This is a genomic window from Bradyrhizobium sp., assembly GCF_004799405.1.
GTDB lineage: Bacteria > Pseudomonadota > Alphaproteobacteria > Rhizobiales > Xanthobacteraceae > Bradyrhizobium.
Map to the genome: position 1 here is coordinate 183,295 of NZ_SSMW01000002.1, position 25,916 is coordinate 209,210.

Annotated in this window: 20 protein-coding genes; 13 read left to right on the forward strand and 7 right to left on the reverse strand. The window is 63.9% G+C overall.

Annotation, left to right across the window (positions count from 1 at the left end):
* Positions 1-53 precede the first annotated feature (53 nt).
* The gene (locus E7813_RS01085; protein WP_291569991.1) at positions 54-1,283 is read left to right on the forward strand and encodes an MFS transporter; all 1,230 of its coding nucleotides are present in this window, start codon (positions 54-56) and stop codon (positions 1,281-1,283) included.
* Between the two features lie 3 nt (positions 1,284-1,286).
* Here the strand turns inward: E7813_RS01085 and E7813_RS01090 are convergent, their stop codons facing one another.
* The 7 genes from E7813_RS01090 to hpaH form a co-directional block, all read right to left on the reverse strand.
* Positions 1,287-2,912, reverse strand: coding sequence for a thiamine pyrophosphate-dependent enzyme (locus tag E7813_RS01090; protein WP_291569993.1), 1,626 nt, complete (start codon positions 2,910-2,912; stop codon positions 1,287-1,289).
* Between the two features lie 28 nt (positions 2,913-2,940).
* The gene (locus tag E7813_RS01095; RefSeq protein ID WP_291569995.1) at positions 2,941-3,810 is read right to left on the reverse strand and encodes a fumarylacetoacetate hydrolase family protein; all 870 of its coding nucleotides are present in this window, start codon (positions 3,808-3,810) and stop codon (positions 2,941-2,943) included.
* Between the two features lie 22 nt (positions 3,811-3,832).
* A complete protein-coding gene (gene modA, locus E7813_RS01100; protein WP_291569997.1) occupies positions 3,833-4,567 on the reverse strand; it encodes a molybdate ABC transporter substrate-binding protein in 735 nt (244 codons plus the stop codon).
* Positions 4,568-4,581: 14 nt separating this feature from the next.
* Positions 4,582-5,565 carry a 3,4-dihydroxyphenylacetate 2,3-dioxygenase gene (gene hpaD, locus E7813_RS01105; protein WP_291569999.1) on the reverse strand — a complete coding sequence of 328 codons (984 nt, stop codon included), beginning with the start codon at positions 5,563-5,565 and terminating at the stop codon, positions 4,582-4,584.
* Positions 5,566-5,816: 251 nt separating this feature from the next.
* Positions 5,817-7,364 (reverse strand): 5-carboxymethyl-2-hydroxymuconate semialdehyde dehydrogenase, encoded by a 1,548-nt coding sequence (hpaE, locus tag E7813_RS01110; protein WP_291570001.1) that lies wholly within the window; start codon positions 7,362-7,364, stop codon positions 5,817-5,819.
* Entirely contained in the window at positions 7,357-7,770 is a 414-nt protein-coding gene (locus tag E7813_RS01115) for a 5-carboxymethyl-2-hydroxymuconate Delta-isomerase (protein WP_291570003.1), read from the reverse strand. The genes hpaE and E7813_RS01115 overlap by 8 nt, the downstream gene beginning before the upstream one ends.
* 34 nt (positions 7,771-7,804) lie before the next feature.
* Positions 7,805-8,611 carry a 2-oxo-hept-4-ene-1,7-dioate hydratase gene (hpaH, locus tag E7813_RS01120; protein ID WP_291570005.1) on the reverse strand — a complete coding sequence of 269 codons (807 nt, stop codon included), beginning with the start codon at positions 8,609-8,611 and terminating at the stop codon, positions 7,805-7,807.
* A gap of 197 nt (positions 8,612-8,808) precedes the next feature.
* Here hpaH and hpaR point away from each other — a divergent pair, with 197 nt between their 5' ends.
* From hpaR to E7813_RS01180, 12 genes are all read left to right on the forward strand, one after another.
* The gene (gene hpaR / locus E7813_RS01125; protein WP_291570007.1) at positions 8,809-9,270 is read left to right on the forward strand and encodes a homoprotocatechuate degradation operon regulator HpaR; all 462 of its coding nucleotides are present in this window, start codon (positions 8,809-8,811) and stop codon (positions 9,268-9,270) included.
* 202 nt (positions 9,271-9,472) lie between these two features.
* Positions 9,473-10,618, forward strand: coding sequence for an ABC transporter substrate-binding protein (locus E7813_RS01130; protein ID WP_291570009.1), 1,146 nt, complete (start codon positions 9,473-9,475; stop codon positions 10,616-10,618).
* Between the two features lie 167 nt (positions 10,619-10,785).
* Positions 10,786-11,661 (forward strand): branched-chain amino acid ABC transporter permease, encoded by an 876-nt coding sequence (locus E7813_RS01135; protein ID WP_291570011.1) that lies wholly within the window; start codon positions 10,786-10,788, stop codon positions 11,659-11,661.
* Entirely contained in the window at positions 11,658-13,436 is a 1,779-nt protein-coding gene (locus tag E7813_RS01140; RefSeq protein WP_291570013.1) for a branched-chain amino acid ABC transporter ATP-binding protein/permease, read from the forward strand. The genes E7813_RS01135 and E7813_RS01140 overlap by 4 nt, the downstream gene beginning before the upstream one ends.
* Positions 13,436-14,167: an ABC transporter ATP-binding protein gene (locus E7813_RS01145; protein WP_291570015.1), complete on the forward strand. Its 732-nt coding sequence runs from the start codon at positions 13,436-13,438 to the stop codon at positions 14,165-14,167. The genes E7813_RS01140 and E7813_RS01145 overlap by 1 nt, the downstream gene beginning before the upstream one ends.
* Positions 14,168-14,183: 16 nt before the next feature.
* Positions 14,184-15,269, forward strand: coding sequence for a malate/lactate/ureidoglycolate dehydrogenase (locus E7813_RS01150; RefSeq protein ID WP_291570016.1), 1,086 nt, complete (start codon positions 14,184-14,186; stop codon positions 15,267-15,269).
* Between the two features lie 96 nt (positions 15,270-15,365).
* A complete protein-coding gene (locus tag E7813_RS01155) occupies positions 15,366-16,142 on the forward strand; it encodes an aldolase/citrate lyase family protein (protein WP_291570017.1) in 777 nt (258 codons plus the stop codon).
* Between the two features lie 173 nt (positions 16,143-16,315).
* The gene (locus E7813_RS01160) at positions 16,316-17,839 is read left to right on the forward strand and encodes an altronate dehydratase family protein (protein ID WP_291570019.1); all 1,524 of its coding nucleotides are present in this window, start codon (positions 16,316-16,318) and stop codon (positions 17,837-17,839) included.
* A gap of 169 nt (positions 17,840-18,008) precedes the next feature.
* Positions 18,009-21,296 (forward strand): transglutaminase family protein, encoded by a 3,288-nt coding sequence (locus E7813_RS01165; RefSeq protein WP_291570022.1) that lies wholly within the window; start codon positions 18,009-18,011, stop codon positions 21,294-21,296.
* Between the two features lie 28 nt (positions 21,297-21,324).
* The gene (locus E7813_RS01170; protein WP_291570023.1) at positions 21,325-23,835 is read left to right on the forward strand and encodes a circularly permuted type 2 ATP-grasp protein; all 2,511 of its coding nucleotides are present in this window, start codon (positions 21,325-21,327) and stop codon (positions 23,833-23,835) included.
* Positions 23,832-24,710, forward strand: a complete 879-nt coding sequence (locus tag E7813_RS01175) for a transglutaminase family protein (RefSeq protein ID WP_291570025.1) — start codon at positions 23,832-23,834, stop codon at positions 24,708-24,710. The genes E7813_RS01170 and E7813_RS01175 overlap by 4 nt, the downstream gene beginning before the upstream one ends.
* On the forward strand, positions 24,707-25,909 hold the full coding sequence (locus tag E7813_RS01180) for an NAD(P)/FAD-dependent oxidoreductase (RefSeq protein WP_291570026.1): 1,203 nt from the start codon (positions 24,707-24,709) through the stop codon (positions 25,907-25,909). Before E7813_RS01175 ends, E7813_RS01180 begins: the two co-directional genes overlap by 4 nt.
* Positions 25,910-25,916: the final 7 nt, after the last annotated feature.

Consider the following 25,916-nt stretch of genomic DNA (forward strand, 5'->3'; position numbering starts at 1 on the left):
GCCTTTCCATCGAAGCATTCCCTGGTTTATGCTGCGCGGGCCGAGGACGTGACATGAGCAAAACCCTGGTTGAAACCGTCGATACAAGCGCTGCCAATCGCACCGGCGTGTATCTTGCCGTGCTGCAGCTGGTGTTCACGCTGGGCTGGACCACTTATTTGATCTATCTGCCGAAGCTTGCCGCGGAAGTCGGGATCGCGCCGTCTTCGGTCATTCTCGTGCTGATGCTGGATCAGGCGATCTTCACCCTCACCGATACCGCGATGGGCATCGCCGCCGACAGGATCGCGCCCTTTGTCGGCCGGCTCGGCGTGTTCGTCGGGGCCGTGACCGCGCTTTCATGCGCGGCCTTTGTCGCGCTGCCGTTTGTAGCCGGCACCGGACCCGGCGCCCAAGTCTGGTTCATCGCGTTGATCGTGATCTGGGCCGTCACCTCGTCGGCGTTGCGCGCCCCGCCGCTGACGTTGCTTGGAAAACACCGCGCCAAGCCACAGATCCCGTTCCTGTCGGCGCTGGCGATGCTCGGTTACGGACTGGCCGGGGCGGTATCGCCCTATCTCGGCGTCGTCTTGCGCGATCAGGACGCGCGGATTCCCTTTGTGATTTCCAGCGTGGTGCTGCTGCTGACTGCGCTGGGGTTGTCCAGGGTCGAGCGTCTTGCACAGCAGTCCCCGGGCAAGCCGGCCGAAGCTGCGCCACGGCTCGGCCGGGTGCCGGTGATTTTCATTGCATCGATGGTCATTCTTGCACTGGGGTACCAGTTGCATTTCAGCATCAACAGCGCGCCGTTTTATCTGCGTTTCGCCAAGCCGGCCGATCTGCAATGGCTGATGCCGGTGTTCTGGATCGGTTTCAATATTGCGATGTTCCCGGCCAGCGTCATCACCCGGCGCCGCGGCGGCCTGATCGTGATGGGCGCGGCCGGCCTGCTCGGCGCGCTGGCCGTGGTCGGCGCGGAGCTCGCCGGCAGCCTCAATCTTCTGATCGTCACGCAATTCATCGCGGGTGCCGCCTGGGGCTGCATGCTGATGAGCGCAATCGCGGCGGCTCTGGCGATCGGGGACAGTGGCGCCGAAGGCAAGGTGCTTGGGCTGGTGTTTTCCGCGCTGGCGCTGGCGACCTTTGCGCGGATGGCGGCGGTCGCCGGCGGACTGCAGAAGCTGCCGGAATATGCCCCGCTGCTGCGGTGGACGCCGGTGGCGTGCTGGGCGGTCGCAGGCGCTGGCCTGTTGGTGATCGCCGCGTCGCGGGCGCAGCAAAGCATGCAAGCGCGCCCGCTTTGACGGCTACGGCTTCGGCGGATGAATGAACGCCCAGGGGCTCACTTCCGAATCCGTCGGCACGTCGATCGCGATCACATAGGGGCCGCCGTGTGCCAGCGCCTTTTCCAGCGCCGGGCGAAAGGTCTCGGGCGATTTCACGTTGGCCGCGGCGACGCCGAAGGATTCCGCGAGCTTGACGAAATCCGGATTGACGAGGTCGGATGCCACCACGCGGCCGTCGAAACGTTCACGCTGGTCGCGCCGCACATTGCCATAGGCGTTGTTGTTGAAGATCAGCGTCACCACGCCGATGTTGAACTGCACCGCGGTGGCCAATTCCTGCACGCCGAACATGAAGCCGCCGTCTCCCGTGATGGCGACCACCGGCCTGCCGGGGTTGGCGACCTTGGCGCCAAGGGCGGTCGGAAAGCCAGATCCGAGCGTGCCCTGGTAGCCTGAGGTGATGAAGGTGCGCGGTTCATAAATCGGAAAACCGTACCAGGAGGCAAAACCGACCTGCGACAATTCATCGGTCACGATCGCATTCGCGGGCAGCACCGCGCGCAGGATGTTGAGATAGGCCATCTGGGGCTGGATCCGCTGTATCTGCTTTAGCGCTTCCGCCGAGGCGTCACGGATCGCGGCACGGCGGCCTTTGGTCTTGGCGTAACCGGACTTGCGCACCGCGGCGAGCAGGTCGCGGGTGCCGGCCTTCGCATCGGCAATGATGGCGGTGTCGGGTGTGAACCGCCGCATTTCAGAGGCGTCGATATCGATGCGGATCGATTTCAGCCCGTCGGGGCGAAACGGCCAGCGCGACATGGTCGGCAATTCCAGCCGCGTGCCGATGCCGATCATCAGGTCGGTGTGCGGCCACAGCCTGTAAGCCGCAGCCATCGTCAGCCCGAGTTCATGGGCGTTGCTGACGATGCCGCGGCCGCTGCGGAACGCCACCACCGCCGCGTCGATCATCTCCGCCAGTTCCAGGATTTCATCGGCGGCATGAATGGCGCCGCTGCCGACGAAAATCATCGGCGTCTTGCTGGCGACAACCATTGCGGCGGCGGCCTTGACGCGTTCGGTGTCCGGCTGCGGCGCCGGGAAGGGGTCGAACGGTTTTGAAGCGGCGACGTCGGTCCGCTGGGTGAACACGTCCCACGGCATTTCCAGCGCGGCCGGACCGCGCCGTCCCGACAGCATCTCCTGAAACGCGCGCGACACCAGGGCCGGTGCGGCATCGGGATATTCGATGCGGTCGGCCCATTTGACGAAACTGCGCAAAGTCGCCAGTTGATCCGGCATCTCGTGCAGATGGCCGCGGCCCTTGCCGAGGAACTGGGTCGGCACCTGTCCGGTCAAACACAGCACCGGTTCGTTCGCGCCGAACGCGGTCAGCATCGCCGCACCCGCATTCAATACGCCCGGGCCCGGCACCACGCTGAACACGCCGGGCCGCCCGGTGGATCGCGCATAGCCATAGGCCATGTAGCCGCAGGCCTGCTCGTGGCGCGCGCCGATCACCTTCAACTGCGCCTGATGAAAGGCGTCGAACAATCCATAGATCTGCGCGCCGGGCAACCCGAACACGGTATCGACGCCGTGCGCGACCAGCCCGTTGACGATTGCCTCGCCGCCCGAAGTTGCAGCCATCAGCTGTTCCAATCCTTCACAGACACAATCACACTTCGTCGATCACACCGTTGCGAAGCACGCCGATGTTCTCGGCCTCGACCTCGATGACATCGCCGGGCTTGAGATAGCACGGCGGCTCGAACCGCGCGCCGGCGCCCGTCGGCGTTCCCGTGACGATGACGTCGCCGGGCACCAGCGTGGTGAAGGTCGAGATGTAGTTGATGAGATAGCGGAAGCCGAATATCAGGCGGCTGGTGCGGTCTTGCTGGCGCAACTCGCCGTTGACATGGGTGGTGAGGCGGATATCGGCAATCTGCGCCTCATCAGTATAGGGTACGATCCAGGGTCCGAGACTGCCGGTCGATTCGAAATTCTTGCCCTGGGTGACGTTGAATTTGGCATGCCGGACCCAGTCGCGGATGGTGCCTTCATTGCACAGCGTGACCGCGGCGATGTGATCGAGTGCGTTGCTTTCGGGGATGTGGCGGCCGGGCTTGCCGATCACCAGGACCACTTCGCCCTCATAGTCGAGTTGCGCCGAGGCGCGCGGGCGAACCAGCGGCGTCAGGTGACCGACGAACGAGCGCGGCGTGCGCAGGAACATGCTGGGATATTTCGGCGCGTCCTGGCCGTCTTTATATTCGGCATTGCGATCGGGATAGTTGACGCCGATGCAGATGATCTTTTCCGGCGCGGGTATCGGCGGCAGCCAGGTGATGGCGTCCAGCGCATGGTCCGGCGAACGCCGCGCCGCATCCTCGAACAGTTTCAGCAGCGCGCCGGCGGCGATGGCCTCGCGCAGCGTCGGATAGTCCTTGCCGAAGCGCGCGGTTAGGTCGACCATCCCGCCGTCGACGACCGCGCCGTATCGGGTGGTTCCGTTGAAGGAGTAGGTAGCAAGGCGCGGAGGAGCCATTTGATATCCAATTAACCTTGTCTCAGCCGGGGTTCATGCCCTTGGCCCTGATTACAGCAGTGGCGGCGGGGCTGGTCAGAAAATCGATGAACGCTTTGGCGGCATCCGCCTGTTGGCTGTCCGTGGCGACGGCGGCGGCAAAAACCAGTTCCTGCTGCAATTCGCCGGGGAATGAACCGGCGAGTTCGACGCCCGGCGCCATCAGCACATTGACCAGAAACACCCCAAGCTCGGCATCGCCTTTAGCGACAGCTTCCGCAATCGCCGTGGTCGAGGTCTGCGCCCTGGTCTTGGCCTTCATCGCCTCGCCGATGCCGAGACGGTCGAACACGCTGGAAACATAAGCGCCGGCGGCGCTGGCCGGCAGGTAGGCGATGGACCTGGCGTCGAGCAGTGTCCTTTTTAGCGCATCCGGCGTGCTGACATCGGGCTTGGACGCGCCCGCGCGCACCGCGACCCCATACCCGACGCGCGCGATGTTGACGGTGGGGCCGAAGCGGGCCCTGGCGGCGGCGTCCCTGAAGACATCGATGGGAACCACGCCGAGGTCGAACGGCGCGCTAGTGACCTGCTTGATCAGATTGGGAGTGGAATCGAAATGGATTGCAAGCTTGTGGCCGGAGCCGCGCTCGAACTGAGGGCCGAGTTCGTTCAACACGCCGGTCATCGAGCCGCCGGCCAATACCTTGAGTTCGGCGGCGTTCATGCCGGCGACCGATGGCAGTGCAACCGCCAGTCCGAGCAAAAGCATTTTCATGCGACCCCGCCGCCCTAATCCGCGACCGTGACATCGGCGACGAACAGCGGATCGCGTATCTTCTGTCCGGGAAACGGCGAGCCCTGCTCGAACCAGGAGCGCGGCGCGGGCGCGCCCCACAGCGTTTGCCGCCGCGGGTCTTTCAGCGACCAGCGCATCGGCTCGTGATCGTGGTCCAGGGTGAAGTAATCGCTGGTGTAGAGTTCCATGCGATGGCCGTCGGGATCGCGAATATAGAGGAAGAACGCATTTGAAATGCCGTGACGGCCGGGCCCGCGCTCGATGTTCTTCAAGAATCCGCTCGAGGCCATCACGTCGCACAGATGCAGGATGTTCATCGCGGTCGGCACCCAATAGGCGAAGTGGTGCAGACGAGGGCCGTTGCCGTTGGTGAGGGCAAAATCATGCACGTTGCCCTTGCGGTGCAACCACGCCGCGGCGATGCGGCCATTCGGCCCGTCTTCCTCGGCGTATTCGGTCAGCCGGAAACCCAGCCGCGCATAGAAGTCGACGGTGTCCTGCACTTCGGCGGCGAACACGTTGAAATGGTCGAGCCGCTGCGGATGGCAGCCCTTGTAGAGATCGTAACGGCGGAGCAAATGCGGGCGCTTTTCCATCGAGGCATAGAGTTCGATCTGGAATCCAAAGGGATCGGTGAACTGAAGCGTGCGACCCTGGAACGGCTGCTCGGCAAACGCATAGGCGACGCCGTTCTCCGAGAAGAACGTCGCGGCCTTGTCGAGATCGCCTTCGTTGCCGACCTTGAATCCCAGGCGGTTGCAGGCGGCGGTCGCCGCCTTGCGCAACACCAGCGAGTGGTGCTGGTGCTCCTCGCTGCCGCGCAGGTATACCGCCCGGTCGTCGCGATCCTCGACGTGAAGGCCGACGGTGTTTTCATAAAACTCGCGGCTGGCATTCAGGTCGACAACGTCCAGCACGGCGTGGCTGGAGCGGACGATGTTGAAGGGGGGATAGAAGATGTGGGTAGGGACGGGCATCGGCGTTATCCTAGAGAGTCGGGTTCTTCCTTACCTCTCCCCTTGTGGGAGAGGTCGGATCGCATCGGCAGATGCGATTCGGGTGAGGGGTTAGGTCTGTCGATGGAGCGTAACCCCTCACCCCAACCCTCTCCCACATCGAAGTCGGATATATCCGACTTCGACAATTTGAAATGCCCAGCTCGGGTAAACCCGAGTTGGGTGGGAGAGGGAGCGCACCATTGTTGTCGATCTAGCTGCGTTACACATCATCAGATGCCCGGCTCTAGTCCCAGCCGCTGAATCTTGTGCGTCCCCTTGGCGAGCGAGACGTGCTTGGTTTCCATGTAGAAGTCGAACGAATAATCGCCGCCGTCGCGGCCGATGCCGGAGGATTTCATGCCGCCGAACGGCGTCGGCAGATGGCGGACGTTTTCGGAATTCAGCCAGATCATGCCGGCCTCCAGCGCATCGGCCACCCGCAAGGCGCGGCCCATGTCGCAGGTCCAGACGTAGCCGGTCAGGCCGTACTGAACGGAATTGGCGATCTCGATCGCGTCGTTCTCGTCGCGAAACGGAATGACGGTCAGGAATGGCCCGAACACTTCCTCCTGCGCGACGCGCATCTTGGCATGCGCGCCGGTGACCAGCGTCGGCTGCACATAATGCCCGCCGCCGGGGCCGTCATGCGGCTTGCCACCGACGGCGATCACCGCGCCGTCGTTCCGCGCCACGTCGAAATAGGCGCAGACTTTCTCCAGGTGCCGCTGGTGGATCAGCGGCCCGATTTCGGTTGCGGGATCGAGCGGGTGCCCGACCTTCAATGCCCTCACGCGCGCGGTGAGCCTTTCGATGAATTTGTCGGCGATGTTCTGCTGGATCAAAAGCCGGCTCGATGAGGTGCAGCGCTCGCCGTTGAGCGAGTAGATCATGAACACGACCGCATCGAGCGCGCGGTCGAGATCGGCGTCGTCGAACACAATCACGGGATTTTTGCCGCCGAGCTCGAAATGCACGCGCTTCAGGCTCGGCGCGCCCTGCGCCATGATCGCCGCTCCCGTCGCGGTTTCGCCGACGAACGCAATCGCCTTGATCGCGCGATGCTCGGTGAGCGCCTTGCCGGCCTCTTCGCCGATGCCGTGCACGGTGTTGAGCACGCCATCGGGAACGCCGGCCTGCTTGACAAGTTTCGCCAGCAGGTCGGCCGTCACCGGCGACCATTCCGCAGGCTTGTGCACGACGGTGCAGCCGGCAGCCAGCGCCGGCGCGATCTTCCAGGTCGAGAGCATGAACGGCGTATTCCATGGCGTAATCACGCCCACGGGGCCGATCGGCACCCGCGTCGAGATATTCCAGTGCTCGTTGTCGGGCATATTGAGGCCGTCGCGGGCCTCGGCGCATTTGTCGGCGAAGAAGCGAAAATTCTCCGCGGCCCGGACCGCGGCCTTGGCCATGAAACGATGGGCCTGGCCGGTGTCGATGCATTCGAGCACGGCGATATCGTCGGCGCGGTCTTCAATGGCGTCGGCCACGCGATGCAGCAGCTTCTTTCGCATCGCCGCCGGCATGTCGCGCCAGGCTTTGAACGCCTGCGCCGCAGCCGTTGCGGCGCGATCGATATCCTCGGGTGAGCCGCGCGCGACCGTTGCCAGCACCGCGTTATCGATCGGCGATTTCGTCTCGAACGTGGCACCCGAGATCGACGGCACGATCTTGCCGTCGATGAGGTGTCCGATGCCGTCGGCTTTCAGCCTGGCCAATAGCGGCGCGGTGCGGTCGCGATTGGCGGCGAATACGTCCTTCGGCGTGACCTTATCCATGTGCCGGCTCCACTTTCGCGGCCTCCGCCTTCAGGGCTTCATGGATGTTGTTGCGCTTCCAGCTGGTTTCCTTGTCGTTGATCTGCATGTCGAACGACAGCGCGAACTTGGCTTTAGCGAAGACCGAGTCGAGATAGCTGGCGAGCGCATGGAAGACGTGCTCGCCCGCCTTCTTCCGGGTGGCGAGATCGCGGCCTTCGCCGAGGCGCAGCACCATGTCGAGAAACGCAAAATGCTTGCTGCCGTCGGCGATGGCGTAGTGCTCGCACCTGATGGCACGGACCCGGGTGCCGCCTATGGGAAAGATTCCGGTCTCGATCGCGGCTTTGCGGACCACCTCGACGACCTTGCCCATGTCGACCAGCGCGTCCAGATTGGCGGAATATTCGAGGGTGAAATGCGGCATGTCTGTTCACTCCAACAACTGTTTTTCGAAGGCCTCAACCGAAGTAGCAGCTCACCGTGCCATAGGGGCCATAGTCGGCCTGAATCGTGTCGCCCTTGCGGGCCTCGATCGGGCGAATGAACGACCCCGACAGCACCACCTGGCCGGGTTCTAGTGCCAGCCCCAGGGGAGCGATCTTGTTGACCAGCCACGCCATGCTGGTGGCGGGGTGATTGAGCACGCCGGCGGCAAGCCCGGTTTCTTCCAACTGACCGTTACGATAGCACAGCGCGCCGATCCAGCGCAGATCGGCCTGTAAGGGGCGGATCGGCCGGCCGCCCAGCACGATGCCGGCATTGGCCGCGTTGTCGGCGATGGTATCGAAGATCTTCCGGGTCGATTTAGTGGCGGGGTCGACCCGCTCGATCCGCGTGTCCAGGATTTCCAGCGCGGGAACCACGAAATCGGTGGCGTTGAGCACGTCGAACAAGGTGCAGCCGGGGCCGCCCAGCCGCTGCTTCATGATGAACGCGAGCTCCGCCTCGACCCGGGTGCCGATGAAGCGGTCCGTCGGCACAACGCCGCCATCGGCAAAGAACATGTCGTCGAGCAGCACGCCGGAGTCGGGCTCGTCGATACCAAGCGCGCTCTGCATCGCCTTCGAGGTGAGGCCGATCTTGTGTCCTTTGATGGTGCGGCCCTCGGCCAGCTTGATCTCGATCCACGCCTGCTGGATGGCGTAGGCGTCTTCGATGGTGATCGAGGGATGATCCAGCGAAATCTGCCGGACCTGCTTGCGCGTCTTCTCCGCCTGATTCAGCCGTTCGGCGGCGCGGCGGATATCGTCGTTGGTGAGGGCCATGCTTACTCAATCGCAACAAACGGATCGGCGAAAAGGGGATGCGGAAATCTGGTTAACATGTTAAGTGATGCCGATCAAATCCAATTGCGGCTTGCTGCAACGCAAAATCATGGGTCTCTGGACGATTGAGGATGACGCGAAAAAAATCACCCAAAAGCGTCGACCCCGCGGATAAGGATAAAATCCGGCGGGTGCCGATGCGCGAATTCTCCCGCTCGCTGCCGATGTCGCTGTTGCGCGCCCGCGAGGCCGTGATGCGGCATTTCCGTCCGTCGTTGCGCGATCACGGGCTGACCGAACAGCAATGGCGCATCCTGCGCGCGCTGGCTTCGGTCGACACCATCGAGGTCACCGAACTGGCGCGGGTCGCGTTTCTGCTAGGCCCGAGCCTGTCTCGTATCCTGCGCGACCTGGAAGCGCGGCATTTGATCGAACGCCGGGTGGCGAAAGCCGACCTGCGCCGCGGCATGGTCTCGATCTCCGCCAGGGGCCTCAAGCTGATCGAGGCGGTGGCGCCAACCTCGGAGGCGATCTACGCGGCCATGACCCGGCGTTACGGCGCGCACAAGCTCGCCGATCTGCAGGACATGCTGGCCGCACTGGAAAACAGCCTGTCGGAGTTGCGCGTCGAGGGAAATTCGCAAGCCAACCGCGGCTGACGACGCAAATTTGCATGATGCCGTGAATGGGCCGCATAGCTCCAGTGCTGCTTATTGTTTGAGCAAGGCGGGCGAAGGCGGAAATTGATGCGATATCAATTTACTCTTGCGGCGACACGACGTAGACACCCGGACGGTTTTTCGCTCAAACTCATGAACTTAAAGAAGGCCAGCGCTGAAGCTGGCTTCACGGGAGGACTGTATGACGCTTACGAGACGCGACTTCACGGCCGGATTGGCTGTTGGTATTACCGCACCTTATGTGATTGGCAGCGCCCGCGCGCAAGGAGCAACCATCAAGATCGGCATGTGCGTGCCGGTGACTGGCCCCGCCGCTGAACAGGGTCTTTGGGCTCAGAACGGCGCCAAACTCGCGCTCGCAGCCGTCAACAAGGCTGGCGGCGTGCTCGGCAAGCAGGTCGAACTGGTGATCGAGGACGATCAGACCACCAATCCCGGCATCGTGCTGGCGTTCTCGAAGCTCGCCGCGCAGTCCGACATTGTCGGCTTCCTGGGCTCGATCCGCTCCACCCAGGTGCATGCGATGGCGCCCGACGTGCTCAAGCTCGGCAAGCCCGTGATGATCGGCGGCACCGATCCTGCGCTCACCCACATGGGCAACCAGTGGCTTTTCCGCTTCCGCCCCAATGACAGCTATTCCGGCCGCGTCATCGCCGACTACGGCGTCAACACGCTCGGCAAGAAGAAGTGGGCGATCGTGCATTCGACCGACGCCTTCGGCACCGCCGGCGGCAAGGCGCTGGCCTCGGCGTTGGAAAAGCTCGGCACCCCGGCGGTGCTCGATCAGGGCTATGCCAACCAGAGCCAGGATTTCACCCCGGTCGTGCTGGCGGTGAAGCAGTCCGGCGCCGACGTGCTCGGCACCTACTTCACCTTCGAGAACGACCTCGGTATTTTCGCCCGGCAATTGCGCCAGCTCGGCGTCAACATTCCCTGGGTCGGCTCGCCCTCGGTGGTCGCGGTTTCCTCGACCAAGCTCGCAGGCCCCGCTTTGTTCGGCACTTATGGCGTGGCCGACTACGCGGAAGACTCCAGCGAAGCCTCGAAGAGCTTCGGCAAGGCCTATCGCGACGCCTACAAGACCGCGCCGGATAACCAGAGCGCCTGGCCGTACGATGCCCTGACCATCCTGTCGGCGGCAATCAACAAGGCCGGTTCGACCGATCCGGTGAAAATCCGCGAGGCCATTCTTGCCACCAAAAAATTCGCCGGCGCGGAAGGCGAATACAACTTCGACCAGAATGGCGACGGCCTGCACGGCTACAACGTCGTGAGAAACGAAAAGGGTACGATCGTCTACGACAAGCATATCGACTTCAACGATTGACCGCGTTGCCGGCCCTCTCCCGGCGGGAGCGGGCCGGCGCGTTTCAAACCCCGGGTTCGCGCAACCGCTTGACGTTTGCGCGAATTTCTCCGACCGGATATCGGCCTCTCGGCAATACCGGCAATCACCGATAGCCGGCCCACCGATCTCCCGACCGAGCGTTTTTCATGGATCTCGCGCTACAACTGTTGTTCACCGGGATAGGCATCGGCGCCGTCTACGCGCTGGTGGCACTCGGCTTCGTGCTGATTTTCCGCGCCACCAATGTGGTGAACTTCGCGCAAGGCGAATTCTCGATGGTCGCGGCCTACCTGATGGTGGTGTTCGCCGTCGATCTGGGCTGGCCGTACTGGCTGTCGTTCCTGCTGGCGCTGGCCGGCATGGCGCTGCTCGGCGCGATCTTCAATCTCGGGGTCTATTATCCGCTGCGGCATCGCACCTTCCTGCCGGTCATCATCGCCACCATCGGCGCCTCGATCCTGCTCGCCAATTCCGTGCTGGCGATTTACGGCCCGCAGCCGCAGGTGCTGGAGGGATGGTTCGACACGCCCGGCATCCAGCTTGGGCCGGTCTATCTCGACAGCCAGTATTTGCTGATCATCGCCGTCACGATCGTGCTGGTGATCTTCAACTACTGGTTCTTCGAACACACCATGCTCGGCAAGAAGCTGCAGGCGACCTCGCAGGACAAGGAGATGGCCTCGCTGCTCGGCATCTCCGTTTCCACCATGATCATGATAACCTTCATCTATTCGGCGGTGCTCGGCGGTCTCGCCGGCATCCTGGTGGCGCCGGTGCTGTTCGTCTCGATCCAGATGGGCTCGACGATTGCGCTGAAGGCCTTCGCCGCCACCATCATCGGCGGGTTCGGCGATGTCGCCGGCGCGATCATCGGCGGTCTTGCGCTCGGCATCATCGAGACCTTCGGCGCCGCCTATATTTCCGTGCCCTACAAGGACGGCTTTGCCTTCCTGGTCCTGGTGGCCTTTTTGATATTCCGGCCGCAAGGCATCTTCGGCGAACGTGTCGCGGAGAAAGCATGAGCGCCCCCAGCGACAACATGCCGATCGCGGTATCCGCGCCGCGCACGAGGCCGCTGCTGTTGCGGCATCTGCCGTATTTCATCGGCGCCGCTGTTCTGGTGGCGCTCGCCGCGACGATGCAGTTCGACGGCTATATTCTCAACATTTTGATGGAAGCGACCACCTTTGCCATCGCGGTGTTCGGCCTCTCCGTCGTGCTCGGCCTGTGCGGGCAGATCAACCTGGCGCAGGCGGCCTTCTTCGGTCTCGGCGCCTATGCGGTCGGCATCGGCACCTCGGATTACCACCTCAGCTATTGGTTCTGCATTGCCGGCGGCTGCATCCTGGCGCTGCTTGCCGGCGCGTTGCTGGGGATGTCGACGCTGCGGCTCGGCGGGCATTATCTGGCGATGGTGACGATCTCGTTTCAGCAGATCGTCACGCTGGTCATGATCAACACTATCTGGCTCACCCACGGCCCGGACGGCGTGTCGAACATCGGCCGGCCCGATCTGTTCACGTCCGCGCAGTCGTATCTGGCGTTCTGCGTCGCCATGCTGGCGCTGGTCGGCTATGCCGTGTGGCATCTGTCGGATACCCGGCTCGGACGGGCCATGCGCGCGGTGCGTGACAACGAGTTGGCCGCAGGCGTCGTCGGCATCGACGTGTTCCGCACCAAGGTTTCAGCTTTTGCGTTGAGCGCTGTCTTGGGAGGACTGGCCGGCGGGCTGTTCGCCGGCGGTTTCGCCTATGTCAGCCCGGACCAGTTCTCGTTCGCCGAGTCGGTGGTGTTCCTGACGATGTCGCTGCTGGGCGGCGTGGCCTCGCCGATCGGATCGGCCATCGGCACCGGCCTTTTGATCCTGATTCCGGAATGGTTGCGATTCCTGAAAAGCGTTCCCGGATTGTATCTGGCGATCTACGGATTATCCGTCATCCTGATCATCCGCTACATGCCCGACGGCATCTGGGGCTTTGTCAACCTCGCCACCGCGCGCTGGCGTGCCAAGGCGAGGGTGCATGCCGCGGGCCTGGCGCTGCTGCTCAAGCCCGCGACCATCGGCGGCAACATCGTGCTCGAAGTCAAAGGCCTCGCGAAATATTTCGGCGGCCTCAAGGCGGTCGACGATGTGGATATCGAGGTGCGGCGCGGCGGCGTGCACGCGCTGATCGGTCCGAACGGTTCCGGCAAGACCACGACGCTGAACGTGCTGTCCGGTCTCTACAAGGCGACCGCGGGCAGGGTGATCCTCGACGGCACCGACGTCACCGACATGCCGCCGCATCAGCGCGCGGCCGCAGGGTTGGGGCGGACGTTCCAGAACATCCGGCTGTTCCGCTCGATGACGGCGCTGGAGAACGTGGTGATCGGGGCCGAGCGGCCCGGCAACACCTTGCTCGGCAATGGCGGCGATGCGCTCACGGAGCGGGCGATGTCGGCGCTGACCTTCGTCGGCCTCGGCGTCCGCGCCAACGAGCTGATCTCGAGCTTTTCCTACGGTCATCAGCGGCTGATCGAAATCGCCCGCGCGCTCGCCGCCAATCCGACCTTGTTGCTGCTCGACGAGCCCGCGGCCGGATTGAATTCCAGCGAGAAGATGGAATTGCACGAATTGCTCAAGCGCATCGCCGCGCAGGGCCTGACCATCCTGATCATCGACCACGACATGACGCTGGTAAGCGAGGCCGCCCAGCACATCACCGTGCTCAATTTCGGACGCCGCATCGCGGACGGCGAATCCATGGCGGTGCTGCGCCATCCCGATGTCGTCTCCGCCTATCTCGGGACCGACTGATGGCGCTGCTTCAGATCAACGACCTGATCGTGCTGTACGGCGAGATCGAAGCGCTGCGCGGCGTCTCGCTCAGCGTCGATGAAGGGCAGGTGGTGACCCTGCTGGGCGCCAATGGCGCCGGCAAATCGACCACGCTGCGGGCGATCTCGGGATTGGCGAAGCCCGCGGCCGGTGAAATCCTGTTCGACGGCCAATCGATCGCGGGATTCGGTCCTGAAGCCATCGTCCGGCTCGGCATCTCCCACGTGCCGGAGGGACGGCGGATATTCCCGGGACTCTCGGTCAAGGAAAACATCATGCTCGGCGGCTCGAACCGCCGGGCGGCGAAATCCGAATTGTCGCGCGAAGCCGACGCGATGTTCGACCTGTTCCCCGACATCAGGCCGTTTTCCAACGCGCTGGGCTGGACCCTGTCCGGCGGCCAGTTGCAGATGGTCGCGGTGGCGCGCGGCTTGATGGCGAAGCCGCGGCTGTTGCTGCTGGACGAGCCGTCGCTGGGCCTCGCGCCCGTGATCGTGCAGGCGGTGTTCCGGATCATCTCCGAGATCAGGCGCAACACCACGGTCCTGCTGGTCGAGCAAAACGCGCGCATGGGGCTTTCGGTCGCCGACCACGGCTACGTGCTGGAAACCGGCCGCATCGTGCTCGGCGGCAAGCCGGATGAATTGTGGGGCAATGAAGCCATCGCTGCCGCCTATCTCGGCGGCGGTCACGCCAAAGTAACTGCCTGAAGCGAGCACCTGATCGATGGTCACCATCAAACTTCAAAACCTGATCAACTTCGTCGCCGAGGTCTTCACCCATTCGGAATCCTCGCCCGAAGAGGCAAGAAGGATCGCGACGTATCTGACGACCGCGAACCTCACCGGACATGACAGTCACGGGGTGATCCGGGTGCCGGTCTATATCAGGTGGAAGAAGATGGGCTCGGTGGTTCCCGACCAGACCGTCGAAGTCGTGGTCGATACGCCGTCGCTGGCGGTGGTCGACGGCAAATTCGGCTATGGCCAAACCGTCACGCCGCAGGCGGTCCGGATCGGCATCGACAAATGCAAGAAGGCGGGCCTTGCCGCGATGGCGCTGCGCAATGCCGGGCATATTGGCCGGGTCGGCGACTGGGCGGAAATGGCGGCCGCCGAAGGGCTGGTGTCGATCCACTTTGTTAATGCCGCGGGCTCGCTGCTGGTTGCGCCTTACGGCGGCGTCGAGAAACGGCTGTCGACCGCGCCCTATTGCGTCGGCATTCCACGCCAGGGCCAGGATCCGATCGTGCTCGATTTCGCCACTTCGATCGTGGCCGAAGGCAAGGTGCTGGTCGCCAGCCGCGGCGGCAAGAAACTGCCGAAGGGCGCGCTGATCGATGCCGACGGCACCTTGAGCGAAGATCCGGCGGTGCTGTACGGGCCGCACAGCGCGGATGGCCCGCGTGACCACACCAAGGGGACAGGGGCGATCCGCGCTTTCGGCGAGCACAAGGGCTCGGGCCTTGCTTTCATCTGCGAACTGCTCGGCGGCGCCTTGACCGGCACCGGTGCTACCGCGCCGGACCGGCGTTTCGCCAACGGCATGTTCGCGATCTATGTCGACCCCAGGGTGGTCGACACCAGCAACTTCTTCGATGGCGAAATCTCGCGTTATGTCGACTTTATCCGGGCCACCAAACCGGTCGCCGGCGTCGATGCGGTATTGATCCCCGGCGACCCCGAGCGGAAGATGCGCGCCGATCGCAGCAAAAACGGCGTGCCATTGCCGGATGATACCTGGGCTGCGATAGTGAACACCGCCCGCGAAGTCGGTGTCAGCGAAGTAAGCATCCAGCGGGCGACCGAGTGATTTAGTACCGTCATTGCGAACGAAGCGGACGGAAAATGGCTTCGTCGCCAGGCTGCTCGCAGCGACGGCGAGTTTAGACACAGGGAAGGAAACAAAGTGGCAAACAACGTCAAGAAAGTATGGGCTTCCGGCAACGCCGTGGTGAACGCCTGGCTCGCGATTCCATCGGGCTTCTCGGCCGAAGTGATCGCGCAATGCGGCTTCGACAGCGTCACCGTCGACATGCAGCATGGCGTGCAGGATTACCAGTCGATGGTACAGTGCTTTCAGGCGATGCACGCCCATCCGGTGACGCCGATGGTCCGCGTGCCCTGGAACGAGCCCGGCATCATCGGCAAGGTGCTCGACGGCGGCGCCTACGGCGTGATCTGCCCGATGATCAACACCAGGCAGGAAGCGGAAAACCTGGTCTCCTATTCGAAATATCCGCCGCGCGGCACGCGTTCGAACGGCCCGATCCGTTCCGGCATGTATGGCTCGGCCGGCACCTACCAGCAGACCGCCAATGAGGAGATCGTGTTGCTGCCGATGATGGAGACCAAGACGGCGGTCGAGAACATGGAATCGATCCTCGACGTCAAGGGCATCAACGGCGTCTATATCGGTCCCTCCGATCTCGGCTTCTCCTATGGCCTGGTGCCGAAGCTCGATCGCGACGAGCCGGAAATTCTCAAGATCTACGAGAAGATCGTCAAGGAATGCGGCAAGCGCGACCTCTACGCCGGCATTCACTGCAGCGGCGCCGAAGGCGCGGTGCGCGCGATCAACATGGGCTTCAGGCTGGTGACGCTGTCGAACGAAAGCGGATTGATGGCGACCTATGCCAAGATGCAGATCGCGCAGACCCGCAAGGACAGCGGCGGCAAGGCGTAACTTCCTTCTCCCTCGCCCCGCTCTTGCGGGGAGAGGGTCGGGGTGAGGGGCCTGTCTCCACGAATGCAGTGGTAAAGTTTGACATCGTGCCTCGCCCCTCACCCGGATCGCAAGGGCGATCCGACCTCTCCCCGTAGAGGACGGGGAGAGGTGTAGAACTCAGGAGACCTCCCATGGCCCCGGCCCCTGTCATCCGTCTGCATCCCGATGATGGCGTGCTGATTGCGCGCTCGAGCCTGCCGCCGGGCATGGCGGTGGCCGATGGCGTCACCACGGTCGAACGGATTCCGGCCGGCCACAAGGTGGCGATCCGGCCCATTGCGGTAGGCGAGCCGATCCGCCGTTACGGCCAGATCATCGGCTTTGCGACCGTCCCCATCGCGCCGGGCCAGCACGTTCATACCCAGAATTGCGGCATGGGCGATTTCGCCAAGGATTATGCCTTTGGCGTCGATGTCATGCCGACGCCGAATTTCGATCTGCCCGCGACCTTCGACGGCATCGTGCGTCCCGACGGGCGGGTCGCGACCCGCAACTATATCGGCATCCTCACCTCGGTGAATTGCAGCGCGCATGTCGCGGGCATGGTCGCGGACATCTTCAAGAAGAATCCGTTCACCCATGACAATCCGCTGGCGGATTTTCCCAATGTCGACGGCGTGGTGGCGCTGACCCACAAGACCGGCTGCGGCATGACCCAGGACGAGCCCTTGACGATCCTGCGCCGCACGCTTGGCGGCTACGCCCGGCATGTCAATTTTTCCGCCGTGGTGGTGCTGGGTCTGGGGTGCGAGGTCAACCAGATCGGCGGGCTGATGAAAGAGCAGAAGCTTGCGGGGCGGCTGCGCGAACTCGAAATCCAGGAAATCGGGGGCACCCGCAAGACGGTGGAAGCCGGCGTCGCCTTTGTGAAGGAAGCACTGGTCGATGCCAACAACGTCAAGCGCGAGCCGGTATCGGCCAGCGAGTTGATGGTGGCGCTGCAATGCGGCGGCTCCGACGGCTATTCCGGCGTCTCGGCCAATCCGGCGCTGGGGGCGGCGAGCGACCTGTTGGTGCGGCATGGCGGCACCGTGATCCTGTCGGAGACGCCCGAGACCTACGGCGCCGAGCATCTGCTGACGCGCCGCGCCGTCAGCCGCGAGGTCGGCGAGAAACTGGTGGCGCTGATGCGCTGGTGGGAAGAATACACGATGCGCGAAGGTGCCGAGATGAACGCGAACCCAAGTCCCGGCAACAAGGCCGGCGGCCTCACCACGATCCTGGAGAAATCATTGGGCGCGATGGCCAAGGCCGGCAGCACCAACCTCGTCGATGTCGTCAATTACGCCGAAGCCATTACCAAGAAAGGTTTCAATTTCATGGACACGCCGGGCTACGACCCGGTGGCGGCGACCGGCCAGGTGGCCGGCGGCGCCAACATGGTGTGCTTCACCACCGGCCGTGGCAGCGTGTTCGGCTGCAAGCCCGCGCCCTCGATCAAGCTCGCGACTAATTCGGCGATGTACCGACGGATGGAAGACGACATGGACGTCAATTGCGGCACCATCCTCGATGGCGAGGAAACCGTGCAGCAATGCGGCCAGCGCATTTTCGAGCTGATGCTGAAGACCGCCTCGGGACAGCCGACCAAGAGCGAGGGCTTTGACTTTGGCGGCGCCGAGTTTGCGCCCTGGGTGCTCGGGGCGACGATGTAGACTGTCCCGAGGATGTCCGTCATGCCCGGGACAAGCCCGGCCATGACGAATACCGGTGCAAAGCGCCCCTAAAACCGCCCCTCCCATAGGCATGCGTTGCCCGTTGTTAGTGCTTGATCGCGCTCCGAACCAGTGTTCTGCTTAAAAAAGCTGCTGGAGTAGCCTGCCTGTGTCGATCTTCGTCGCACTACATCACGTCACGCACTACAAATACGACCGTCCGATCGACCTGGGCCCTCAAACCATCCGCCTGCGGCCGGCGCCGCACACGCGCACGCCGATCCTGAGCTATTCGCTCAAGGTCACGCCGGCAAATCATTTCGTGAACTGGCAGCAGGACCCGCAAGGCAACTGGCTGGCGCGCTATGTCTTTCCGGAAAAAACCACCGAGCTGAAGATCGAGGTCGATTTCTCGGCGCAGATGACCGTGATCAATCCGTTCGACTTTTTCGTCGAACCTTATGTCGATAGTTTCCCCTTCGTCTACACCGACGATCTCAAGACCGAACTCGCGCCGTATCTTGTGACCGAACGGCCCGGGCCGCTGCTGTCGGCCTATCTGGCTGATATTCCGAGGGAAGCGTTGAGCACGGTCAATTTCCTGGTCGATCTCAACGCGCAACTGCAGAAGAAGATTCGCTACATCATCCGGATGGAGCCGGGCATCCAGACGCCGGAGCAGACGCTTGTCTCGGGCGCGGGATCGTGCCGCGACTCCGCATGGCTGCTGATCCAGATCTTCCGGCATCTCGGGCTCGCCGCCCGTTTCGTCTCGGGCTATCTCATCCAGCTGCGTCCCGACATCGATCCGGTCGAAGGCCCGCGCGAGGTCGAGAACGATTTTACGGATTTGCACGCCTGGGCCGAAGTCTATCTTCCCGGCGCGGGGTGGATCGGGTTCGACGTCACCTCGGGCATGCTGACCGGCGAGGGGCACATTCCGGTCGCCGCCACGCCGCATTACCGCTCGGCGGCGCCGATCAGCGGCAGCGCCGGGTTTGCCAATGTCGAATTCGGCTTCGAGATGAGCGTCAAGCGCATCCGCGAAGCGCCCCGCATCACCCGGCCGTTTTCCGACCAGTCCTGGGCGCGCCTCGACAGGCTCGGAGAGCAGGTCGATGCCGACCTGAAAGCCGGTGACGTGCGGTTGACGATGGGCGGCGAGCCGACTTTCGTTTCCGTCGACGATCTGGAATCGGCGGAATGGAATATCGCCGCGGTCGGTCCGACCAAGCGCGGGCTTGCCGACGATCTCATCAGAAGATTGCGGAACCGGTTCGCGCCGGGTGGCTTGCTGCATTTCGGGCAGGGCAAATGGTATCCGGGCGAAAGCCTGCCGCGCTGGGCGTTCGGCCTTTACTGGCGCAAGGACGGCGTGCCGATCTGGAAGAACTCCGACCTGATCGCGAAGGTCGAAGGGCCGCGCGAGGCCGATATCGCGGCGGCCGAGCGTTTCGCGGAAGCGGCTGCGCAAAAACTCGGCATCGATTCCGAATTCATCATGCCGGCGTTCGAAGACCCTTCGCACTGGCTGCAGAAGGAAGCAGGCTTGCCGCCGAACGTCGACCCTTCCGATTCCAAACTGTCCGATCCGGAAGAGCGCTCGCGCATGGCGCGGGTGTTCGATCAGGGACTGAATGTTCCCAAGGGTTTTGTGCTGCCGATCCAGCGCTGGAATGCGGATGCAGGCAAATCTTCCTCGCGCTGGCGCAGCGAGCGCTGGAAACTGCGCCGCGGCAACCTGTTCCTCACCCCGGGCGATTCCCCGCTCGGGCTGCGGCTGCCGATCGCCTCGTTGCCGCATATTCCCGCCGACGAATATCCCTACATCGCCGAGCAGGATCCTATGGCGCCGCGCGATGAACTGCCAGTCTACGACGGCGCAACACCGGCTGAGGCCGCACCGGCCCAACAGGTGCAGGAGCAACAAATCGGATCCGGCGGCGTGCGTACCGCGATATCGATCGAGATCCGCGATGGCATTCTCTGCGCCTTCATGCCGCCGGTCGAGCGACTGGAAGATTATCTCGAACTGGTGACGGCGGTGGAGGCGACCGCCGAAGAGATGGCGATCCAGGTGCATGTCGAGGGTTACCCGCCGCCATTCGACCCCCGCGTCGAGGTCATCAAGGTGACGCCCGATCCCGGCGTGATCGAAGTCAACATCCAGCCGGCGGCGAACTGGCGCGACGCCGTCGACATCACTTTCGGGCTTTACGAGGACGCTGCGCAAGTGCGCCTCGGCGCCAACCGTTTTCTGATCGATGGAAGGCATACCGGCACCGGCGGCGGCAATCATGTGGTGGTCGGCGGCGGCAAGCCCGAGGATTCGCCGTTCCTGCGCCGCCCGGATCTGCTCAAGAGCCTGGTGCTGTACTGGCAGCGGCATCCGTCGCTGTCTTATTTGTTCTCGGGCATGTTCATCGGCCCGACCAGCCAGGCGCCGCGCATCGACGAGGCCCGGCATGATGGTCTTTATGAGCTCGAGATCGCGCTGGCCCATGTGCCGCCGCCGGAAGTGAAAGCGCCGCTGTGGCTGGTCGATCGGCTGTTCCGGCACATCCTGGTCGACATCACCGGCAACACCCATCGCGCCGAAATCTGTATCGACAAGCTCTATTCGCCCGATGGCACCACCGGCCGGCTCGGGCTGGTCGAGTTTCGCGCGCTGGAGATGCCGCCTGATCCCCGCATGAGCCTGGCCCAGCAATTGCTGATCCGGGCGCTGATCGCAAAACTCTGGCGCGAACCGCAACAGGGCAAGTTCGTGCGCTGGGGCACCACGCTGCACGATCGCTTTATGCTGCCGCATTTCCTCTGGGAGGATTTTCTCGGCGTGCTCGCCGAACTGCGGCAATCCGGCTATGATTTTTCGCCCGACTGGTACGAAGCGCAGCTCGAGTTTCGTTTTCCGGCGTTCGGCCGTGTCCATCATGGCGGCGTGGCGCTGGAAGTGCGCCAGGCGCTGGAGCCATGGCACGTGCTGGGCGAGGAGAGCTCGGCCGGCGGCACCGTGCGCTATGTCGATTCGTCGGTGGAGCGTCTTCAGGTCAAGGCGTCCGGCTTTGTCGAGGGCCGCCACGTCATCACCTGCAATGGCCGGCGGATGCCGATGACCGAAACCGGCCGCTCCGGCGAGGCCGTGGCGGGCGTCCGCTTCAAGGCCTGGCAGCCGGCGTCGGGCCTGCACCCGACCATTCCGGTCCATGCGCCGCTGACATTCGACCTGATTGATACCTGGAACGGCCTTTCGCTGGGCGGCTGCGTCTATCACGTCGCCCATCCCGGCGGGCGCAGCTACGACACCAAGCCGGTCAATTCCTACGAAGCCGAGGCGCGGCGGCTGGCCCGGTTTCAGGATCACGGCCACACCCCCGGCAAGATCGATCTGCCGCCGGAGGAACGCACAATTGAATTCCCCTTGACCCTCGACTTGCGGACGCCGCTCCTGCATTGAGGATATCGCGATTTGCGGGAGAGTCGGTATGGCGGCCGGCCAGGGAAGTCAGGGAAGCAAGGCCCGTCCGGGCCAGCGCCGCGTGGCGCAGTGGACGCGCGACTATATCCGCCTGCCTGGCATTCCCGATGAATACATCGCCCAGGATGGCGCGCCGCGCGAGGTCTGGACCCGGTTTTTCGACGCCTTCGCGGCCCTGACGCCGAACGAAATCGAACGGCGCTTCGGCTCGGCCGACCGGCAGTTGCGGGAAGCCGGCGTGACCTACCGCGCGCCCGGCGAGACCTCCGATCGGATGTGGTCGCTGAGCCATCTGCCGCTGCTGATCGGCGAAGCCGAATGGCAGCAATTGTGCGCTGGCATCGTGCAGCGCGCGCAATTGCTCGAACTGGTGCTGGCCGATCTCTACGGCGAGGGACGCCTGGTTGCGGAGGGCGCGATGCCGGCGGCGGCGATCGCCGGCAGTCCCGAATATCTGCGCTCGGTCTGCGGCATCAAGCCTCCCGGCGGCCGCTACCTCAATATCTATGGCGCCGATGTCGGCCGCGGGCCCGACGGACGCTGGTGGGTGCTGGGCGACCGGACCCAGGCTCCTTCGGGCATGGGCTATGCGCTGGAAAATCGCCTGGTGCTGTCGCGCGCCTTTGCCTCGCTCTACAAGTCGATGAATGTCGAGCGGGTGGCGCCGTTCTTCGAAGCGTTCCGCGATGCCTTGCGCGGCAGCGCCGACCGCGACGAGCCGCGCATCGGGTTGCTGACGCCGGGCGCTTTCAGCGAAACCTATTTCGAACATGCGACGTTGGCGCGCTATCTCGGGTTTCTGCTGGTCGAAGGTGACGATCTTGCCGTCAGCGGCGACCGCATTCATATCCGCACTGTCGCGGGCCTGAAGCGGCTCGACGTGCTGCTGCGCAGGGTCGATTCCAATTCGCTCGATCCGCTGGAGCTGGACGCGTCCTCCCAGCTCGGCGTGCCCGGCCTGATCGATGTCCTGAGGAAAAACGGCATCGTCGTCGCCAACATGCCGGGCTCCGGCGTGATGGAATCGCGGGCGCTATTGGGTTTCCTGCCCGGCCTGTGCCGGCGTTTCTTCGGCGAAGACTTGAAGATGCCGAATATCGCGACCTGGTGGTGCGGGCAAAAGGACGCGCGCAGGGAAGTGTTGTCGCGGCTTGACGAGGTCGCGATCGAGGGCGCCTACGGCCGCGGCGTTCCCGGTTTCCCCGGCAACGGTCCCGTGCTCGCCGGCAGCTTGTCGGACGAAGAACGGGAACGGCTCAAGACCGCAATCGAAAACCGCGGCGTCGATTATGTCGGCCAGGAACTGGTCAGGCTCTCGACCACGCCGGTATGGGACAATGGGCGCATCACGCCGCGTCCGTTCGTGCTGCGGGTGTTTGCCGCGGCCACGCCCGCCGGCTGGACCATCATGCCCGGCGGCTTCTGCCGGATCGCCGATCAGCTCGACGCCCGCGCGGTCTCGATGGGCGATGGCGCGCGCGCCGCCGACGTCTGGGTGGTGTCCGACAAGGCGGTCTCCACCGCCACCTTGCTGCCTGCGGTTGATACGGTTCGGATCAGGCGCATCGCCGGCTGGGTGCCGAGCCGCGCCGCCGACAATTTATTCTGGCTCGGGCGCTATCTCGAGCGCGCCGAGGCGACGCTGCGGCTGATCCGGGCGCTTGGCGTGCCGCTGCGCGATCCCGGCAAGGGCGCTGCCGCCATGCAGCAGTCGGTCGAGCGCGTGCAGCGGATGTTGGTGACGTGGGGCGCCACTTCGCAGGCGACGCGGGCGCAGCCGGCGAAGATCGCGGCGGAAGCCCTGCAAAGCGAGGAAAAGTTCGGTTCGGCACTGTCGCTGCTGCGCTCGGCGCAGCGAACCGCGACATCGCTGCGCGAGCGCCTGTCGCCCGACGCCTGGCAGGTCATTACCGAGATGACGGAGCGTCTGGCACAGGAAGTCGATGACGACGAGGGCGTCCTCAGCGCCGCCGAACTGACGCTGCAGGAGCTCGCGAGTTTTGCCGGTCTGGCGCAGGAAAACATGAATCGCGCCGCCGGCTGGCGCTTCCTCGACATGGGACGCCGCGCGGAACGCGCCATCAACACTGCGCGGTTCGCGCGCCAGTTCGCCTATGATGAAGCCGGCGGCGAAGACCTCGACATCCTGCTGACGCTGGTGGATTGCCAGATCACCTATCGCTCGCGCTACCTGATCGGGCCGCTGCTGGCGCCGGTGCGCGACCTCGTCGTTCTGGATCCCTACAATCCGCGATCGGTTGCTTTTCAGGTCTCGGCGCTCAACGATCACATCGCAAGCCTGCCGGTCCTGAAGGAGAACGGTTTGATCGAGCGGCCACAGCGCCTCGCGGTCGGCTTGCAGGCGATGCTGACGACGGCGGAGGCAGCTTCGCTCGATACCAAGTCGCTGTTCGCGCTGGAACAGGATTTGCTCAGTCTTGCCGACGCCATCGGATCGCATTATTTCCCGCACGGCGCCTCGGCGAGCCGGCCCGAGAAGCTGACGGGTCTGGCGTGATCTACGACATCCGTCACGTCACCACCTATAGCTACGAGAGTCCGGTCAGCTTCGCCCGGTGCTCGCTGCGGCTGGAGCCGCGCAGCGGCGATGGGCAGCAACTGGTTTCGCATACCGTCGAGATCAAGCCTCGCCCGACGGAACGCACCATACGCCACGACTTTTTCGGGACCCACACCGAGAGCGTGCTGATCGAAACCCCGCACCGCACCCTTCGCATCGATTCCCGTTCCCGCGTTTCGGTTTCCCGCACCGCGCCGGACCGCGCGGCGCCAAGTCCGGCGTGGGAGAGTGTCCGCGACCTCGCATTCGAGGCTTCCAGTCTCGGCCCTTCATCGCCGATCGGTTACGTCTTTGCCAGTCCGCTGGTCCCGGTTCAGCAGCCGGTCACCTGCTATGCCTCGCAGAGTTTTCCGCCGGGCGGCGGCATCGTTGCCGGTGCGGCCGACCTGATGCACCGGATCCGCACCGGCTTCAAGTACGACGCGAAAGCGACCGTGATCTCCACGCCGCTCAATGAAGTGTTCGAAAAGCGCCATGGCGTTTGCCAGGATTTCGCCCATGTGATGATCGCAGGCCTGCGCGGCCTCGGGCTGCCGGCGGCCTATGTCAGCGGCTACCTGCGCACCATTCCGCCGCCGGGCAAGCCGCGCCTGCAGGGAGCCGACGCGACGCATGCCTGGGTGTCGCTGTGGTGCGGCGAGAGATTGGGGTGGATCGGTTTCGATCCGACCAACGACATCGTGGTCGGGAGCGATCACATCGTCCTGGCCGTAGGGCGGGATTTTTCCGACGTCTCGCCGGTCGATGGCGTCATCGTCGGCTCGCGCAAGCAAAAGCTCAGCGTCGCAGTGGATGTGCTGCTGGTGGAATGACGCCAGCCCGCCATCCGCCGCCCGACAGCCATGACGTCATCATATTGGGGGCGGGCGCTGCCGGCCTGATGTGCGCCGGCATCGCCGCCCAACGCGGAAAACGCGTGCTGCTGCTCGAACAGGCACCACATCCGGGCGAGAAGATTCGCATTTCCGGCGGCGGTCGCTGCAATTTCACCAATCTGCATACCAGCCCGGCGAATTTCCTGTCCGATAACCCGCGGTTCTGCCGCTCGGCGCTGAGCGGTTACACCCAGCACGATTTCATCGCGATGGTCGATCGCTATGGGATTGCCTATCACGAGAAGACGCGCGGACAATTGTTCTGCGACGGCTCGTCGCGGCAGATCATCGACATGCTGGTGCAGGAATGCCGGCCTGCCCGGCTGCGGACCGGCGTGCGCATTTCCGCGGTCTTGAAAACCAGCGGCGGTTTTACGGTCGCGACCGATCAGGGCGAGTTTGGCGGCAAGGCCGTGGTGGTCGCAACCGGTGGACCATCGATTCCGAAAATGGGATCGAGCGGCTTCGGCTACAGGATCGCCGAGCAATTCGGCCTCAAGATCGTGCCGCCGCGCGCAGCACTGGTGCCGCTGACGTTCGATAGCGCGCTGCTGGCGCGGTTCAAGGATTTGTCCGGCGTTTCGGTCGATGCCGTCGTCAGCTGCGGCAAGACAAGTTTCGATGAGGCATTGCTCTTTACCCATCGCGGGCTGAGCGGTCCGGCGATCCTGCAGATATCGTCCTATTGGCGCGACGGCCGGGACATCGTCATCGACCTGGCGCCCGATACCGATGTTCTCGCCGAACTAAAGCAAGCGCGGCGCGAGCATCCCCGCCAGGAGCTGGCGACGGTGCTGACCGGCTTTCTCCCCAAGCGGCTGGCTCGGACCGTTGCAGACGAAGTCCGGGGACCCGAGCGCGTCGCCGACTTCTCCGATAGATTTTTGGCTGACGTCGCCGCGGCCGTGAAGGCGTGGCGCGTCAGGCCCAGTGGTACCGAAGGCTACCGCACCGCTGAAGTGACGCTTGGCGGCGTCGATACCTCGGAACTGTCCTCGAAAACCTTCGAGTCGAAATCGGTGCCGGGGCTTTATTTCATCGGCGAAGTCGTCGATGTCACCGGCCACCTCGGCGGCTTCAATTTTCAATGGGCGTGGTCGTCGGGCTATGCCGCGGGGCGTGATGTCCTGGATTAGGGCGTGA